Source organism: Microbacterium soli, from assembly GCF_039539005.1.
GTDB classification, from domain to species: Bacteria; Actinomycetota; Actinomycetes; order Actinomycetales; family Microbacteriaceae; genus Microbacterium; species Microbacterium soli.
The window spans coordinates 1,653,828-1,668,511 of the sequence record NZ_BAABCP010000001.1; the positions used below are offsets into that span (position 1 = coordinate 1,653,828).

At 70.0% G+C, this 14,684-nt stretch carries 14 protein-coding genes; 5 read left to right on the forward strand and 9 right to left on the reverse strand.

What is annotated here, in order from left to right; translation table 11 throughout:
- Nucleotides 1-5: 5 nt before the first annotated feature.
- Together ABD770_RS07735 and fgd are read left to right on the forward strand one after the other, a co-directional pair.
- Nucleotides 6-794, forward strand: a complete 789-nt coding sequence (locus ABD770_RS07735) for a coenzyme F420-0:L-glutamate ligase (RefSeq protein ID WP_344819886.1) — start codon at nucleotides 6-8, stop codon at nucleotides 792-794.
- Nucleotides 794-1,807, forward strand: a complete 1,014-nt coding sequence (fgd, locus tag ABD770_RS07740; RefSeq protein WP_344819887.1) for a glucose-6-phosphate dehydrogenase (coenzyme-F420) — start codon at nucleotides 794-796, stop codon at nucleotides 1,805-1,807. The genes ABD770_RS07735 and fgd overlap by 1 nt, the downstream gene beginning before the upstream one ends.
- Before the next feature lie 44 nt (nucleotides 1,808-1,851).
- On the opposite strand, the gene ABD770_RS07745 is transcribed toward fgd, so the two are convergent.
- Nucleotides 1,852-2,712, reverse strand: a complete 861-nt coding sequence (locus ABD770_RS07745) for a TIGR03620 family F420-dependent LLM class oxidoreductase (protein WP_344818956.1) — start codon at nucleotides 2,710-2,712, stop codon at nucleotides 1,852-1,854.
- Between the two features lie 119 nt (nucleotides 2,713-2,831).
- Here ABD770_RS07745 and ABD770_RS07750 point away from each other — a divergent pair, with 119 nt between their 5' ends.
- Nucleotides 2,832-3,824 (forward strand): LLM class F420-dependent oxidoreductase, encoded by a 993-nt coding sequence (locus ABD770_RS07750; RefSeq protein ID WP_344818957.1) that lies wholly within the window; start codon nucleotides 2,832-2,834, stop codon nucleotides 3,822-3,824.
- Nucleotides 3,825-3,848: 24 nt separating this feature from the next.
- On the opposite strand, the gene ABD770_RS07755 is transcribed toward ABD770_RS07750, so the two are convergent.
- Genes ABD770_RS07755 through ABD770_RS07770 form a run of 4 tightly spaced genes read right to left on the reverse strand, consistent with a single transcriptional unit; the run spans nucleotide 3,849 to nucleotide 7,157 of the window.
- Entirely contained in the window at nucleotides 3,849-4,244 is a 396-nt protein-coding gene (locus ABD770_RS07755; RefSeq protein ID WP_344818958.1) for a PPOX class F420-dependent oxidoreductase, read from the reverse strand.
- A complete protein-coding gene (locus ABD770_RS07760) occupies nucleotides 4,241-5,071 on the reverse strand; it encodes an ABC transporter ATP-binding protein (protein WP_344818959.1) in 831 nt (276 codons plus the stop codon). The genes ABD770_RS07755 and ABD770_RS07760 overlap by 4 nt, the downstream gene beginning before the upstream one ends.
- Nucleotides 5,068-6,147, reverse strand: coding sequence for a putative F420-0 ABC transporter permease subunit (locus ABD770_RS07765; protein ID WP_344818961.1), 1,080 nt, complete (start codon nucleotides 6,145-6,147; stop codon nucleotides 5,068-5,070). The genes ABD770_RS07760 and ABD770_RS07765 overlap by 4 nt, the downstream gene beginning before the upstream one ends.
- A complete protein-coding gene (locus ABD770_RS07770) occupies nucleotides 6,144-7,157 on the reverse strand; it encodes a putative F420-0 ABC transporter substrate-binding protein (protein WP_344818962.1) in 1,014 nt (337 codons plus the stop codon). Before ABD770_RS07770 ends, ABD770_RS07765 begins: the two co-directional genes overlap by 4 nt.
- 208 nt (nucleotides 7,158-7,365) lie before the next feature.
- Between ABD770_RS07770 and ABD770_RS07775 the strand changes: the two genes are divergently transcribed.
- The gene (locus ABD770_RS07775; RefSeq protein ID WP_344818963.1) at nucleotides 7,366-8,193 is read left to right on the forward strand and encodes a pyruvate, water dikinase regulatory protein; all 828 of its coding nucleotides are present in this window, start codon (nucleotides 7,366-7,368) and stop codon (nucleotides 8,191-8,193) included.
- Between the two features lie 23 nt (nucleotides 8,194-8,216).
- Nucleotides 8,217-10,601, forward strand: a complete 2,385-nt coding sequence (gene ppsA / locus ABD770_RS07780) for a phosphoenolpyruvate synthase (RefSeq protein WP_344818964.1) — start codon at nucleotides 8,217-8,219, stop codon at nucleotides 10,599-10,601.
- Nucleotides 10,602-10,661: 60 nt separating this feature from the next.
- On the opposite strand, the gene ABD770_RS07785 is transcribed toward ppsA, so the two are convergent.
- From ABD770_RS07785 to ABD770_RS07800, 4 genes are read right to left on the reverse strand one after another with little or no spacing between them, the layout of a single operon-like run.
- A complete protein-coding gene (locus ABD770_RS07785) occupies nucleotides 10,662-12,317 on the reverse strand; it encodes an AMP-binding protein (protein ID WP_344818965.1) in 1,656 nt (551 codons plus the stop codon).
- Between the two features lie 2 nt (nucleotides 12,318-12,319).
- Nucleotides 12,320-13,123 (reverse strand): enoyl-CoA hydratase/isomerase family protein, encoded by an 804-nt coding sequence (locus tag ABD770_RS07790; RefSeq protein WP_344818966.1) that lies wholly within the window; start codon nucleotides 13,121-13,123, stop codon nucleotides 12,320-12,322.
- A 34-nt stretch (nucleotides 13,124-13,157) separates the two neighbouring features.
- On the reverse strand, nucleotides 13,158-13,928 hold the full coding sequence (locus tag ABD770_RS07795) for a crotonase/enoyl-CoA hydratase family protein (protein ID WP_344818967.1): 771 nt from the start codon (nucleotides 13,926-13,928) through the stop codon (nucleotides 13,158-13,160).
- Nucleotides 13,925-14,683, reverse strand: a complete 759-nt coding sequence (locus ABD770_RS07800; RefSeq protein ID WP_344818968.1) for an SDR family NAD(P)-dependent oxidoreductase — start codon at nucleotides 14,681-14,683, stop codon at nucleotides 13,925-13,927. Before ABD770_RS07800 ends, ABD770_RS07795 begins: the two co-directional genes overlap by 4 nt.
- Between the last annotated feature and the right edge of the window lies 1 nt (nucleotide 14,684).

A 14,684-nucleotide genomic window follows, 5' to 3' on the forward strand; every position in this document is an offset into this window, starting at 1 on the left:
GCGAGATGCTCAGCGCATGGGCGCTGACGGGGATGCCGGAGGTGCGCCCCGGCGACGACCTGACCGCGCTGATCGCCGAGGCGGTGACGCGCACGGCGCAGCCGCTGCGGGACGGCGACATCCTCGTCGTGACCTCGAAGATCGTGTCCAAGGCGGAGGGCCGCGTCATCGCCGCCGCGGACCGGGAGGACGCGATCACCGCCGAGACCGTGCGCGTGGTCGCCACCCGGCCGCGTCAGGACGGCGGTGTGACCCGCATCGTGCAGAACCGGCTGGGGATCGTGGGCGCTGCGGCGGGGGTGGATGCCTCGAACACCGCGGAGGGCACGGTGCTCCTGCTGCCGCTGGACCCCGACGCGTCCGCGCGCCGGATCGCCGCGGGACTGCGCGAGACGACGGGCGCCGAGGTGGGCGTCGTCATCAGCGACACGCTCGGCAGGCCGTGGCGCAATGGGCAGACCGATGTCGCCATCGGCGCGGGCGGCGTGCACGTGTTCGAGGACCTGCTCGGGCGGATGGACACCACCGGGCGCCCGCTCGTGGTCACTCAGCCGTGCATCGCCGATGAACTGGCCGCGGCGGGGGATCTCGTCAAGGGCAAGGTCAGCGGATGCCCGGTCGCGGTCGTCCGCGGGATGGGCCGATTCGTGGGCGCGCTGGACCTGCCGGGTGCGGCGGCCATCATCCGCGCGCCGGAGCACGACATGTTCCGACTCGGTGCCGATGAGGCGCACCGGGAGGGCTACGAAGCAGGATTCGCGGCCGGGAGGGCCGCGGGAGAGGAGAGGCATTGATGATCACACTGGGGTACAAGGCGTCCGCCGAGCAGTTCGGGCCGAAGGAGCTGGTCGACATCGCCGTGGCGGCGGAGCGTCACGGATTCGAGTCCGTCGCCGTCAGCGACCACTTCCAGCCGTGGCGGTACACGGGCGGGCACGCGCCGTTCTCGATCGCCTGGGCCGCTGCGGTGGGCGCGCGCACGGAGCGCATCCGGATCGGCACGAGCGTGTTGACGCCGACGTTCCGCTACAACCCGGCCGTGATCGCCCAGGCGTTCGCGACGCTGGCCTGCCTGAGCCCCGACCGCATCTTCCTGGGTGTCGGCACGGGGGAGGCGCTCAACGAGATCGCCACCGGGTTCCAGGGCGCGGGCGAGCAGACCTGGCCCGAGTTCCGGGAGCGCTACGCGCGCCTGCGGGAGTCGATCCGGTTGATGCGCGCGCTGTGGACGGGGGAGCGCACGTCCTTCGACGGCGAGTACTACTCCACGCACGACGCGTCGATCTACGACGTGCCGGCCGGCGGCGTGCCGATCTACATCGCCGCCGGCGGCCCGCTGGTCGCGAAGTACGCCGGGCGGGCCGGTGACGGGTTCATCTGCACCTCCGGGAAGGGCCGCGAGCTGTATGTCGACAAGCTCGTGCCCGCCGTGCAGGAGGGCGCCGCCGCCGCGGGCCGGGACTTCGCGCAGATCGACCGGATGATCGAGATCAAGATCTCCTACGAGGAGACCGAGCAGGCCGCTCTGGAGAACACGCGGTTCTGGGCGCCGCTGTCCCTGTCGAAGGAGCAGAAGCACGACATCACCGACCCGGTCGAGATGGAGCGGGCGGCGGATGCACTGCCCATCGAGCAGGTCGCGAAGCGATGGATCGTCGGCACCGACCCCGATGCGGTCGTCGCGCAGGTGAAGGACTACGTCGACTGGGGTTTCAACCACCTCGTCTTCCACGCCCCGGGCCACGACCAGGAGCGTTTCATGACGCTGTTCGAACGCGACCTCGCCCCGCGCCTGCGCGCCCTGTGACCGGTGGTGTGCGGGTGCGATCGCGGCCCGCACACGCACCCGGTTCACACGGCGTCGAGCTGCAGGGCTTCGGCGAGCCGTTCCAGAGGCTGCTCCGGGTCCTCGCGGGCCGGGAGGAATTGCACGCAGACGTGATCGGCGCCCGCGTCGAGGTGCGCCCGCACGGCATCGGCGAGGAGCACGGGCGACCCGTGCGGGGCGAGAGCGTCGACGGCGGCATCCGTCGCCGCGCCGTCCAGATCGGATGCCGCGAAGCCGTGCGCCTCGAGTGTGCGGCGGTAGTTGGTCAGGCTCAGGTACCTCGACAGGAAGCCCCGCGCGGACTCCCTCGCGGCCTGTTCGTCCTCGATCGGCACGAGGCGCTGCTCGACGGCGAGCACGGCATCCGGCCCCACCATCTCGCGGGCGAACCGGGTGTGCGCCGGAGTGGTCATGTACGGATGGCTGCCCGCCGCGCGCTCCGCGGCGAGGCGCAGCGTGCGCGGCCCGAGGGCGGAGACGACCCGGCGTCCTCTCGGCACACCGGCGGCGTCGAGCACGTCGAGGTAGCGGGTCAGGGCCGCGAACGGGTGCCGGTAGACCTCGCCCTGGTTCTCCCGGTGGCCGATGCCGATCCCCAGCAGGAACCGACCGGGGTGGGCCTTCTCGAGGCGGTGGAAGGATGCGGCGACCTCCTGAGCGGGTGCGGTCCAGATGTTGACGATCCCCGTGGCGACGGTGATGTGCTCGGTCGCATCGAGCAGCGTCCCCGCGAGCTGCAGGTCCGCCGCAGGCGATCCGCCGATCCAGATCGTGCCGTAGCCGAGCCGTTCCGCCGTCGCGGCCGTCTCGGGGGTGAGAAACGCCCCGCTGCGCCACAGACCGACACGGCCGAGGCGCCTTCTCGTCTCGTCTCCGCTGCTCATGGAACTCCTGTCCGCCCCGGTCGCCCCGCGTCGGCGCCGGTGCTCGCTGAAAGGTGATGTGCTCTGGGATCGCGGTGCCCCGAGCCTATCGGGGTGCTGTCGTCGATAGACTGCCGCGCATGCGCTTCGGTATCTTCATTCCCCAAGGCTGGCGATTCGACCTGGTGGGCATCGACCCCGCCGACCAGTGGCAGACCATGCGGGACCTCGCCCGCACGGCCGACGAGGGCCCATGGGAGTCGCTGTGGGTCTACGACCACTTCCACACCACGCCGGTCGCGAGCCAGGAGGCCACCCACGAGGCATGGACCCTCATGTCGGCGTTCGCGGCGTCCACCTCCCGCATCCGGCTCGGGCAGATGTGCACCTGCATCGGATATCGCAACCCGGCATACCTGGCGAAGGTCGCGGCGACCGTCGACATCGTCTCCGGCGGTCGCACCGAGATGGGCATCGGCGGCGGCTGGTACGAGCATGAGTGGCGGGCGTACGGCTACGGCTTCCCGACCGTGGGGGAGCGGTTGCGCCGCCTCGACGAGGGCGTGCAGATCATGCGCCAGGCCTGGACCACCGGATCGGCGAGCCTGGACGGCCGGCACTACCGGGTCGATGGAGCGATCGTCCGCCCGCAGCCGCTGCAGCAGGACGGCATCCCGCTGTGGATCGCCGGGGGCGGGGAGAAGGTCACTCTGCGGATCGCCGCCCGGTACGCCCGATACACGAACTTCGCCGGGGGCGACCCGGAGGAGTTCAGCGTGAAGAGCGACGTCCTCCGCGAGCACACCCGCACCGTCGGCACCGACTTCGACGCCATCGTGCGCTCCACGAACTTCAACACCGTCGTGGGCGCCACCGAGGCGGAGGTGCAGGACCGGCTCGCCGCCATCGAGGCGCGGCTCGCGCCGCACCTCGGCGACCGCACGGCGGAGGTCATGCGGAACTACCGTGGCGAGAAGGCCTACGGCGTGGGCACCCCGGAGCAGATCGTCGAGCGGCTGCAGGGCATGGCCTCGCGCGGCCTCGGCTATGCGATCCACTACTTCCCGGAGGCCGCGTACGACACTTCCGGGATCGAGCTGTTCCAGCGCGAGGTCATCCCCGCGCTGGTCTGACAGGCGGTCGGCGCCCGCCGCGGGCTACTTCCCGATGACCCTGTCGATCGACATGACGAGGATCACGCGATCGGCGGCGTCGGCGGGCGCCGCCGGGTCGGTCTGCCCGTAGCGGCGGGCCAGGTGCTGGTAGAACGCGCCGGTCGGGTCGGGCGTCGCCTCGCGCAGGCTCCCGCGCACCTCGATGTAGCGGTACGGGTTGTCCGGGTCGTAGACGACGAGGCTCATCGACGGATTGCGCATCAGGTTCCGGTATTTCGCACGCGTGCTCGTGTGCGTGAAGCGGATCGTGTCGTCGATGTGCTCGAACCACATGGGGCTCGCCTGGGCGGTGTCGTCGCGTCCGATCGTGGCGAGCACGCCGTACACCGGGCGCTCGAGCAGATCGGCAAGGGAAGCGGGGATCTCGGAGGTGCTCACCCGGCCGAGTCTACCGAGAACACCGTCGCGCGGTCCTGTCCCGTGCCCGCCGGCGCGAACACGATCAGAGGGGTGCCGTCGACCGGATGCGGCACGATGTCCGCCCGCACGCGGTAGACCTCCCTCAGCCGCCCGGGCGTGAGCACCTCCAGCGGCAGGCCCGTTGCGACGAGCCGACCGTGGTCGAGCATGACCACCCGATCGGCGAAGCGCGCGGCGAGGGTCAGATCGTGCAGCGCGGCCAGCACGGCGATGCCCGAATCGGCCAGCGCGCGCAGCGCCGCCAGGGTCGCCAGCTGCGCCTCGATGTCGAGGTGATTGGTCGGCTCGTCGATCAGCAGCACCTGCGGCTGCTGCGCCAGCGCGCGGGCGAGCAGCACCCGCTGGCGCTCGCCGCCGGAGAGCTCGTGGAAACGGCGGTCCACCAGCGCGTCGGCGCCGACCGTGTGCAGCGCGTCGAGCGCGATGAGCTCGTCGGCGGGGCCCGGCACGCCCAGCAGAGGGGTGTGGGGCGTCCTGCCCAGCATCACGACGTCGAAGACCGACAGGTCCAGATCGGTCTCGGCCTGCTGCTCCACGAGCGCCGTGCGGCGCGCGCGCGCCCGCCGTCTCAGTCCGGCGACGTCCTGGCCGTCCAGCCGCACGACACCGGATGACGGCTGCTCGGCGCCCGCGATGAGATGCAGCAGGGTGGACTTGCCGGCGCCGTTCGGCCCGACCAGCGCCGTCAGCGAGCCCGCCTCGACCGTGCAGTCGACGCCATCGAGGATCCTCGCGCCGCCACGCGAGAGCGTCAGGCCCTGCGCGTCCAGAACCGGTGCGGTCATGAGATCCTCCGCGCGCGCAGCAGCAGTGCGCCGAACAGCGGCGCGCCGATGAGGGCGGTCACCACGCCCACCGGCAGTTCCTTGGGATCGAACAGGGTGCGGGCGAGGGTGTCGGCCCAGACCAGGAAGATGGCGCCGCCCAGCGCCGACAGCGGCAGCAGCATCCGGTGTCGTGCGCCCACCACGAGCCGGACGGCATGCGGGACGACGAGACCCACGAAGCCGATGGAGCCGCTCACGGCGACGAGGGCGCCGGTGAGCAGAGCCGTGCCGCCCAGCAGCACCCAGCGGGTGCGCGCGACGGACACGCCCAGGGACGCCGCCGCGCGGTCGCCGAACGCGAAGGCGTCCAGCGCTCCGGCGCTGGCCAGCAGCGGCCCGCCGACGAGCACGATGGCGACGAGGGCGACGGATGCCGTCGGCCAGGTCACCCCGGCCAGCGACCCCAGCAGCCAGCCGAGGATCTCCCGGTAGCTGTCCCCCGTGGCGCTCCAGAAGATGACGAGACTGGTGAGGGCGCCCAGCACCGCCGACACCGCGATGCCGGCGAGGATCGTGCGCGAGGCCGTGACCCGGCCGTCGGCCCCGGCCAGCAGGAGGGTGGCCAGCAGCGCGACGGCCGCCCCGGCGAAAGCCGCGACGGGAAGCGCCAGCGCGGCCCCCAGCACGATCACGACCACCGCGCCCAGTGACGCCCCCGACGACAGACCGAGCAGGTACGGGTCGGCCAGCGGGTTGCGCAGCACCGCCTGCATGATCCCGCCGCACAGCGCGAGCCCGGCGCCCACGGCTGCGGCCGTCAGCACGCGCGGCATCCGCAGCTCCCACACGATCCCGTCGCGCAGCGGACTCAGCGGCGATTCGCCGACGCCGGCGCGGGCGAGGATGCTGCGCCAGGCGTCCCACGGGGTGATCTCTGCCGGGCCCATCGCCACGGCGACGACGATCGAGCCGGCCAGCACGATCAGCAGCCCCGTCGCCCACACCGCCGTGCGCCCCGCGGACCCCCGTCGCCGCGGTGCGGGCGGCCGCGGCATCCGGGCGATGCGCTCGGGGCGCTCGACGGTGGCCGTCATGGCAGGTCGAGCTCCGCGAGCTGCGCCGTGAGCGATTCGACGGCCTCCACGTTGCGGACCCCCGCCTCGGCGGCGGGGAACGGCACCACGAGGTAGCGCGCGTCGCGTACGGCCGACAACTGCGCGGTGGCCGGGTTGGACTCCAGCACGCCGATCTTCTTCTCGGTGGAGCCCCATGCCGAGTCGACGAGCACGATGACGTCGGGATCCCTGTCCACGACGGCCTCCCAGCTCAGGCTCGACCAGGTCTCGGGGATGTCCGCGGCGATGTTCGTGAGGCCCGCGGCATCCATCATCATCTGCGGCGCGCCGATGCCGGCTCCCACGAACGGGGTGTCGCTGCCCGAGCTGAACCACAGGGCCGACAGGCCGCGGTCGTCGGGCACGACGGCGTCGAGCCGGGCGCGCAGCGAGGAGACGAGATCGTCAGCGCGGCCCCGGACGTCGAAGATGCGCCCGATCTCCTCGATGTCGGCGAACACGTCGTCGAAGGTGAGCGGGTTCGGCTGGTACTCCGGCTCCTGGCAGGCCGACGGCGATACGTAGGTGCCGACTCCCAGCGAGGCGAGGGTCTCGCGGTCGCCGGCGCCCTCGGCGGTGACGTTCGACTCCCATCCGGCGTAGACGAGGTCGGGTTCGAGATCGAGGGTGGCCTCCTGGCCGGGCAGCTTGTCGGAGATCAGCGGGATGCCGTCGCCGCGCTCGGACCACTCCTCCGCGTACTCGCCGTCGGGGAACGCCGTGCCGATCATCCGGTCCTGCAGGCCGAGGGCGAGCATCATCTCGATCGATGTCGACTTGATGGCGAGGACGCGTTCGGGGGCGCTGTCGAAGGTGACGGAGGTGCCGCAGTTGTCGATCGTGAGCGGATATGCGGCGGCAGTGGGCGCGGCGTCCTTCGGCTGGGTGCTCTTCGGTGCGGCGTCGGCCGCGGAGGAGCATCCGGCGAGGACGGATGCGGCGAGGATCAGGGCGGATGCGGCGATGAGCCGTTCGTGACGTACGGGCATGACTCTCCTGGCGCTGGTCGGGTGATGACGAGCGGCCAAGCTCACGGCCGATTGTCCCTGCCAATGCGGACAGAGGACCTCGGTCAGTCTATCCAAGTCGTGCGGTGCCGACGGCACTCCGTGCGAGATATACGTGATTGATAAGAGTTATGGTTCTTTCATTCTGATTTGAACATAAGCAGTCCGGTTCCTTCCTTACGGTGAGAGAGTGAGCTCGCCGACCCCACCCGTCCCCCGCGCTGCGTACTTCGTGTCGGACGGCACCGGAGTCACCGCGGAGACGCTCGGCAGCGCACTGCTGGCGAACTTCCCCGGCATCCGCTTCCTCACCCGCACGATCCCCTTCGTCGCCTCCGAGGCCGAGGCGCGCTCCGTCGTCGCCGGCATCGACGCCGACGCGGAGGCCGGCCTCGACCCGCTGCTGTTCGTCACCGTCAAGAACGCGTCGCTGCGCGGCATCCTCAGCACCTCCCGCTCCACCGTCATCGACCTGCTCGCCGGCCACCTCACCGAGCTCGAGGACGCGCTCGGCGTGACGGCGTCCGAGCAGCTCGGCAACTACCACGGGCTCGGCGACACCGACCGCTACTTCGCGCGCATGCGCGCCGTCGAGTACGCGATCGAGCACGACGACGGGCAGAGCGCGCGGGCCCTCGACCAGGCCGACGTGCTCATCATCGCGCCGTCACGCTGCGGGAAGACCCCGACGACGATGTACCTCGCCCTCCAGCACGGGCTGCGGGTGGCGAACTACCCCCTCACCGACGACGACTTCCCCACCGAGGGCCTGCCGCGAGCCATCCGCGCCTACGCGGGGCGCTGCTTCGGCCTCACCACGACCCCACTGCGCCTGAGCCAGGTGCGCCACGAACGCCGACCCGGATCGCGCTACTCCAGCCTCGAGCAATGCACGATCGAGCTGCGTCGCGCCGAGGACCTCTACCGACGCAACCGCGTCCCCTTCCTGAACTCCGCGACCAAGAGCGTCGAGGAGATGTCCGCCGTCATCATGCAGACCATGAAGCTGCGTGCCTGACCCGAATGAAAGCAGCAAGAGTCATGACCAACATCCTCTGGTTCGACGAAGTGGGAATGGCCGACCTCCCCCAGGTCGGCGGCAAGAACGCCTCCCTCGGCGAGATGGTCTCGAACCTCTCCGACCTCGGCGTGCGCGTCCCCGGCGGATTCGCGACCACGGCCGACGCCTACCGCGCCTTCCTCACCGCGGACGGCCTCGACACCCGCATCCGCACCGCCGTCGAGGCGATCGACGTCGACGACGTGACCGCCCTCGCGCAGGTCGGGGCGACCGTGCGCGAGTGGATCGAACGGCAGCCGCTGCCCGCCGACATCGAGCGCGACATCCGCGACGCGTACGCCCGGCTCGTCGCCGGCGAGCAGACGCCGGACGCCGTCTCCTGGGCCGTGAGGTCCTCGGCGACCGCCGAGGACCTCCCCGACGCGTCCTTCGCGGGGCAGCAGGAGACGTTCCTCAACATCTCCGGCATCGAGAACATCCTGCAGGCCGTCAGACGGGTCTTCTCCTCGCTCTACAACGACCGTGCGATCGCGTACCGGGTGCACAACGGGTTCGACCACCACGAGGTCGCCCTGTCCGTCGGCGTGCAGCGCATGGTGCGCTCGGACATCGGCGCGTCCGGCGTGATGTTCACCGTCGACACCGAGTCCGGCTTCCAGGACGCCGTCTTCATCACGAGCTCGTACGGGCTCGGCGAGGCGGTCGTGCAGGGCGCCGTCAACCCCGACGAGTTCTACGTCTACAAGCCTGCGCTCGCCGCCTCCCGCCCCGCCATCCTCAAGCGCTCCGTCGGCGAGAAGGCCATCGCCATGCGCTACACCGACAGCACCCGCGTGGGCGGGACCACGGTCTTCGAGGACGTCCCCGCCGAGCAGCGCCGGCTGCTGAGCATCACCGACCGGGAGGTCGAGGAGCTCGCCAGGCACGCCGTCGCCATCGAACGGCACTACGGGCGGCCCATGGACATCGAGTGGGCGCGCGACGGCGTCGACGGCGCGCTGTACATCCTTCAGGCGCGTCCGGAGACGGTGGTCTCGCGCACGGATGCGAGCGTCATGCGCCGCTTCGTGCTCACCGAGCGCAGCGACGTGCTCGCCACCGGGCGGGCGATCGGGCAGAAGATCGGATCGGGGGCCGTGAAGGTGCTCGGCGGCGTCGAGGACATGGCCGGCTTCCGCGCGGGCGACGTGCTGGTCGCGGACATGACCGACCCCGATTGGGAGCCCATCATGAAGAAGGCCTCCGCCATCGTCACGAACCGCGGCGGCCGCACCTGCCACGCGGCCATCATCGCCCGTGAGCTCGGCATCCCCGCCGTGGTCGGCACGGGCGACGCCACCCGCTCCCTGCCCGACGGGCTCGACGTCACGGTCTCCTGCGCCGAGGGCGACGACGGCATCGTCTATCAGGGTCTGCTCGCGTTCCGGGAGGAGGAGACGCACCTGGATCGGATGCCGGAGATCCCCGTGCAGATCATGATGAACGTCGGCACCCCGGACCAGGCCTTCTCCTTCTCCCGGCTGCCCAACCGTGGTGTGGGGCTCGCGCGCCTCGAGTTCATCATCAACCGTCAGATCGGCATCCACCCGCGCGCCCTGCTCGAGCTCGACGAGCTGCCCGACGACGTGCGCGGCGAGGTGGCCGACCGCATCGCCGCCTACCCCGGTCCGCGCGAGTTCTTCGTGCAGCGCGTCGCCGAGGGCATCAGCATGCTCGCCGCCGCGTTCGCCCCGGAGCCGGTGATCGTGCGGATGAGCGACTTCAAGTCGAACGAGTACGCCAACCTGCTGGGCGGCGAGCGGTACGAGCCGCACGAGGAGAACCCGATGATCGGCTACCGCGGCGCGTCCCGGTACATCTCGGCGGAGTTCCGCGAGTGCTTCGACATGGAGTGCGAGGCGCTGCGGCGGGTGCGCGACGACATGGGCCTGACCAACGTCAAGATCATGATCCCCTTCGTGCGGACGGTCGCCGAGGGCGCCGCCGTCGTCGAGCTGCTCGCCGAGAACGGCCTGCGTCGCGGCGAGAACGGACTCGAGGTCGTCATGATGTGCGAGGTGCCCTCGAACGCGCTGCTGGCCGATGAGTTCCTCGACCACTTCGACGGGTTCTCGATCGGGTCGAACGACATGACCCAGCTCACGCTCGGCCTCGACCGCGACTCGGCGCTCGTCGCCGGGACGTTCGACGAGCGCGACCCCGCCGTGAAGCGGATGCTGGCGATGGCGATCGAGGCCTGCCGGCGCCGCGGCAAGTACGTCGGAATCTGCGGGCAGGGTCCGTCGGACCACCCCGACCTCGCCGACTGGCTGCTGGATCAGGGCATCGGCTCGATGTCGTTGAACCCCGACACGGTCGTGGAGACGTGGATGCGGCTGGCGGGGCGGTACGCGGCGGTCCGGTAGAGACGTGCGCAGCACAGCGGGCTCGCCCTGCGCACGCCTCGGATCGCTGCCGAGGTCGGACTACGGGATCCGTGACCCCAGGCGATCGAACGTGTCCGGCGTGATGCCGTTCTCCCGCAGCTTCGCCTTCTGCACGCGCTGAGACGGAGTCTTGGGCAGATCATCGACGAAGCGGATGTACCGAGGCACGGCGAAAGCCGGCATGCGGTTGTCGCAGTGCTCCCAGAGCTCCTCGGCGGTGATGTCCTCGGAGGCGACGACGTACGCCATCACCTCATCCTCACCGGCCTCCGCATCGGACGGTACGGCGATCACGGCGGCCTCGGCCACGGCGGGGTGCGTCAGCACCACCGTTTCGACTTCGTAGGAGGAGATGTTCTCCCCGCGGCGTCGCAAGGCGTCCTTGAATCGATCGACGAAGTAGAACCAGCCTTCCGCGTCGCGTCGTAGGGCGTCTCCGGTGTGGAACCAGAGGTTCCGCCAGGCTTCGACGGTCTTGTCCGGCATGTTGTAGTACCCCAGAGAACTGATGAAGGGCGCCTTGGGGCGGATGACCAGTTCGCCGATCTCACCGATGGGCACGGGTTCATCGGTGACCGGGTCGACCAGTCGCACATCGAACCAGTCGTCCACGGCGAGACCTGCGGCACCCGCGGGACGGTCCTCACCATACGGACTGAGGATCGGGGCGCTCGTCTCCGTGAGGCCGAACACCTCCACGAACGCCTCGATGCCGAACCTGTCGCGCAACGGTCGGACGAGTGAGGACGCCGTCGGGGCCGCGAAGACGCAGCGCAACCGGTTCTCCGCGTCGTCGGGTCGCTCGGGCTGCTTCGCGATGAAGTCCATCATGACGCCGATGAAGTTCGTCACGGACACGTCGCTCTCTCGGATCTGGTCGATCCACCGGCTCGCCGAGAATCTCCGCCGCGTGACGAATCGTGCCCCGGCGACGAGTGTGGGATACGCCGCCATGAACTGGGCATTGCCGTGGAAGAGCGGTGTGACGCTCATCCACGCATCATCGGAGCGCAGTCGCACCAGTGACACGCATTCGTCGGCGAAGAAGTACATCTGCGCGTGCGGCATCGCGACGCCCTTGCTCAAGCCCGTCGTGCCGGAGGTGAACAGGATGGACGCCAGGTCGCTCGGCCGCACCTCGGGCAGGGGGACGTGCGGTGCCGTGGAGTCCTCGTCCAGGTCCTCCCATGGCAGTGCCCGCCATCCGGCGGAGCGGAGGATGTCGATCGCCTCCTGACGCCGCCCGGTGTCGATGACCCAGAAGGTGGTGATCGTCGATGCAGCCTCCCTGATCGCGGGGAAGCGCGACGCGAATGCGTCTTCGATGATCGCATGGGTCGCGCCCACTGTTCGGACCTGGTGCGCGAGGAAGTCGTGCTCGTAAGCGGTGTTGATCGGAACCTCGACGAAACCGCCGACGGCTGATCCTATCCAGGTGCGCACGAACTGCGACGAGTTGCCGGCCAGCAGGAGAACACGGTCCCCGGTCCTCGCTCCGTGCGCGGTGAGCGTGGAGGCTATCCGCTCTCCCGAGGAGAGCATCTCAGAGAACGTGAACCGGCGTCCCTCGTCGGGGACGTCGAGCCAGACCTCGTCCGGGCGCTCCTCCGCCTGGTGGCGCAGGACGTGCGGGAGCGTCCAGTCGGAACGGTCGGGGAAGGTCGGGATGAGGTCTCGGTAAGTGCGGAAGGTCATCGTCAGTCTCTCCTCGGCATGCGGCGGGGCGGGCGGAAGGCAGGTCTCCTCTTCTCCAGGAATGCGGTGGCGCCCTCGAGCATGTCCTCGCTGCCGATGGCCTGGATCAGCATGCCCAGGCCGGCGTGCATGTTCTCCTTGGACTGGTTCCACCACTGGTTCGCGCTGATCTTCGTGATCTCCAGGTAGCGGGGAGAGAGCTGCTTGATCTCGTCGACCCAGCGCAGCACCGCGTCGTGCAGCGATTCGGCGTCGGGAAGGACCTCGTTGATCATCCCCCAGCGCAGGGCCTGCTGCGCGTTGTAGCGGCGGCACAGCATCGCCATCTCACGGGCGCGCTTCTCGCCGAGCTGCACCGTCAGCATGTTCGTTCCACCGAGCACGGGAGACGAACCGACTCTGGGGCCGGTCTGGCCGAACGTCGAGCGTTCCGTCGCCAGCGCGAAATCGCAGGCGATGACCAGTTCGTTGCCGCCGCCGGCTGCCGCACCGTCGACGGCGGCGATCACCGGGCGGGGGCAGGCGCGGATCGCATCGACGAGGCGGAGGGACCCGGTGAAAAGCTCACGCAGCGCTGCCGGGTCGGGATCGGACAGATTGTCCAATGCGCCGCCCGCGCAGAACGCGCCGCCCGCTCCCTGCAGCACGACGGCGTACGCATCCGTCGCCTGCTCGAACGCCCGGGTCATCGTCTTCGCCATGTCGAGGTCGTACGCATTCAATCTCTTCGGCCGATTGATGGTGATCCAGACGACCTCATCCCGTCTCTCGACGATCACCGGAGGCGTCGCCGTCTCAGAAGTCACTCGCATCCTCCTTTGTTCCCCGTGGTGTCCACGTCTACGATCCTGTCCAGATCGGCGTGCGCTTCTCGGCGAATGCCCTCGCGCCCTCCTGCGCATCCTTCGAAGCTCGGATCGGCGCGATGAGCGGGAGCTGCCGCTGGAACATCTCCGGCTGTGGCCAATCGACCGATTCCCGGATGACCCGCTTGCTGGTCGTCACGGCCAGCGGTGCGTTCGAGGCGATCGTCTCGGCGAGCTCCACGGCGGTCGCGAGGGCGGATCCCTCCGGCGTGATGCGGCTGATGAGCCCCAGCTCGAAGGCTTCCGTCGCAGGGAGCATGCGACCGGTGAGGACCAGCTCCATCGCGCGGTTGTATGGGATCCGTCGGTGGAGTCGGAGGAGTCCTCCGGCATTCGCGGTCAGTCCCCTTCGGACTTCGGGAAGTCCGAAGTCCGCCGTCTCGCACGCGACGATGAGGTCGCAGGCGAGGGCGAGCTCGAACCCGCCGCCGAGCGCATAGCCCTCGACAGCCGCGATGAGCGGTTTGTCCGGTGGACGCTCCACGAGGCCCCCGAATCCCCGGCCGGGGATCAGGGGGAGCTCGCCGCGGGCGAAGCCCTTCAGGTCCATTCCGGCGCAGAAGGTCCCTGCGGCGCCGGTGAGGACGGCGACGCGAAGATCGGCGCGGGCGTCGAACTCGTCGAGAGCCGCCGCGAGCCGCTCCGCGAGATCCAGTGACATCGCGTTGCGTGCAGCGGGACGATTCATCGTCAGGACGAGGACGCCGTCGTGCTCGTCGCGCAGCAGTGCGTCATCGGTGCTCATCGCGGGGCCATCCGGATCGCACCGTCCAGGCGCAGGACCTCGCCGTTGACCATCTGGTTGTCGATCATGAACGCGGCAGCCGAGGCGAACTCCTCCGGTCGGCCGAGCCGAGCGGGGTGGGGGACCGTTCCGGCCAGGGAATCCCGGACCTCCTGGGGCAGGCGGGCGAGTATCGGCGTGTCGAAGGTCCCCGGTGCGATCGTGGCGACGCGGATGAGTCTGCTCGCCAGATCGCGGGCGGCGACCAGCGTCATCCCCACGATCCCCGCCTTCGCCGAGGCGTAGGGGATCTGACCGATCTGCCCCTCCCACGCGGCGACGGAAGCGGTGAGGATGCACACTCCGCGCTCGCCATCGACGATCGCGTTGCGGGCCATCCGAGCTGCCGTCAGCCGGAGCACGTTGAATGTGCCGATGAGGTTGACGCGCACGACGGTCTCGTACAGGTCGAGGTCTCCCGGATTCCCCTCGCGGTCCACGAGGCGCAGCGCTCCTCCTCGGCCTGCGCAGTGGACGAGCGCGCGCAGCGGAGCAAGGGCCTCGGCCGCGTCCAGTGCCGTTGCGACCTGGTCCGGCACGGTGACATCGGCGGGCGCGAAGGCGCCTCCGAACTCGGCAGCGCGCTCAGCTCCCGCAGAAGACGGCAGGTCGAGGATGACGACGTGAGCACCTTTCTCCGCCAACAGACGCGCCGTGGCGAGTCCGAGTCCGGACGCGCCCCCTGTCACGACGACGGATGAACCTGAGACATCCATA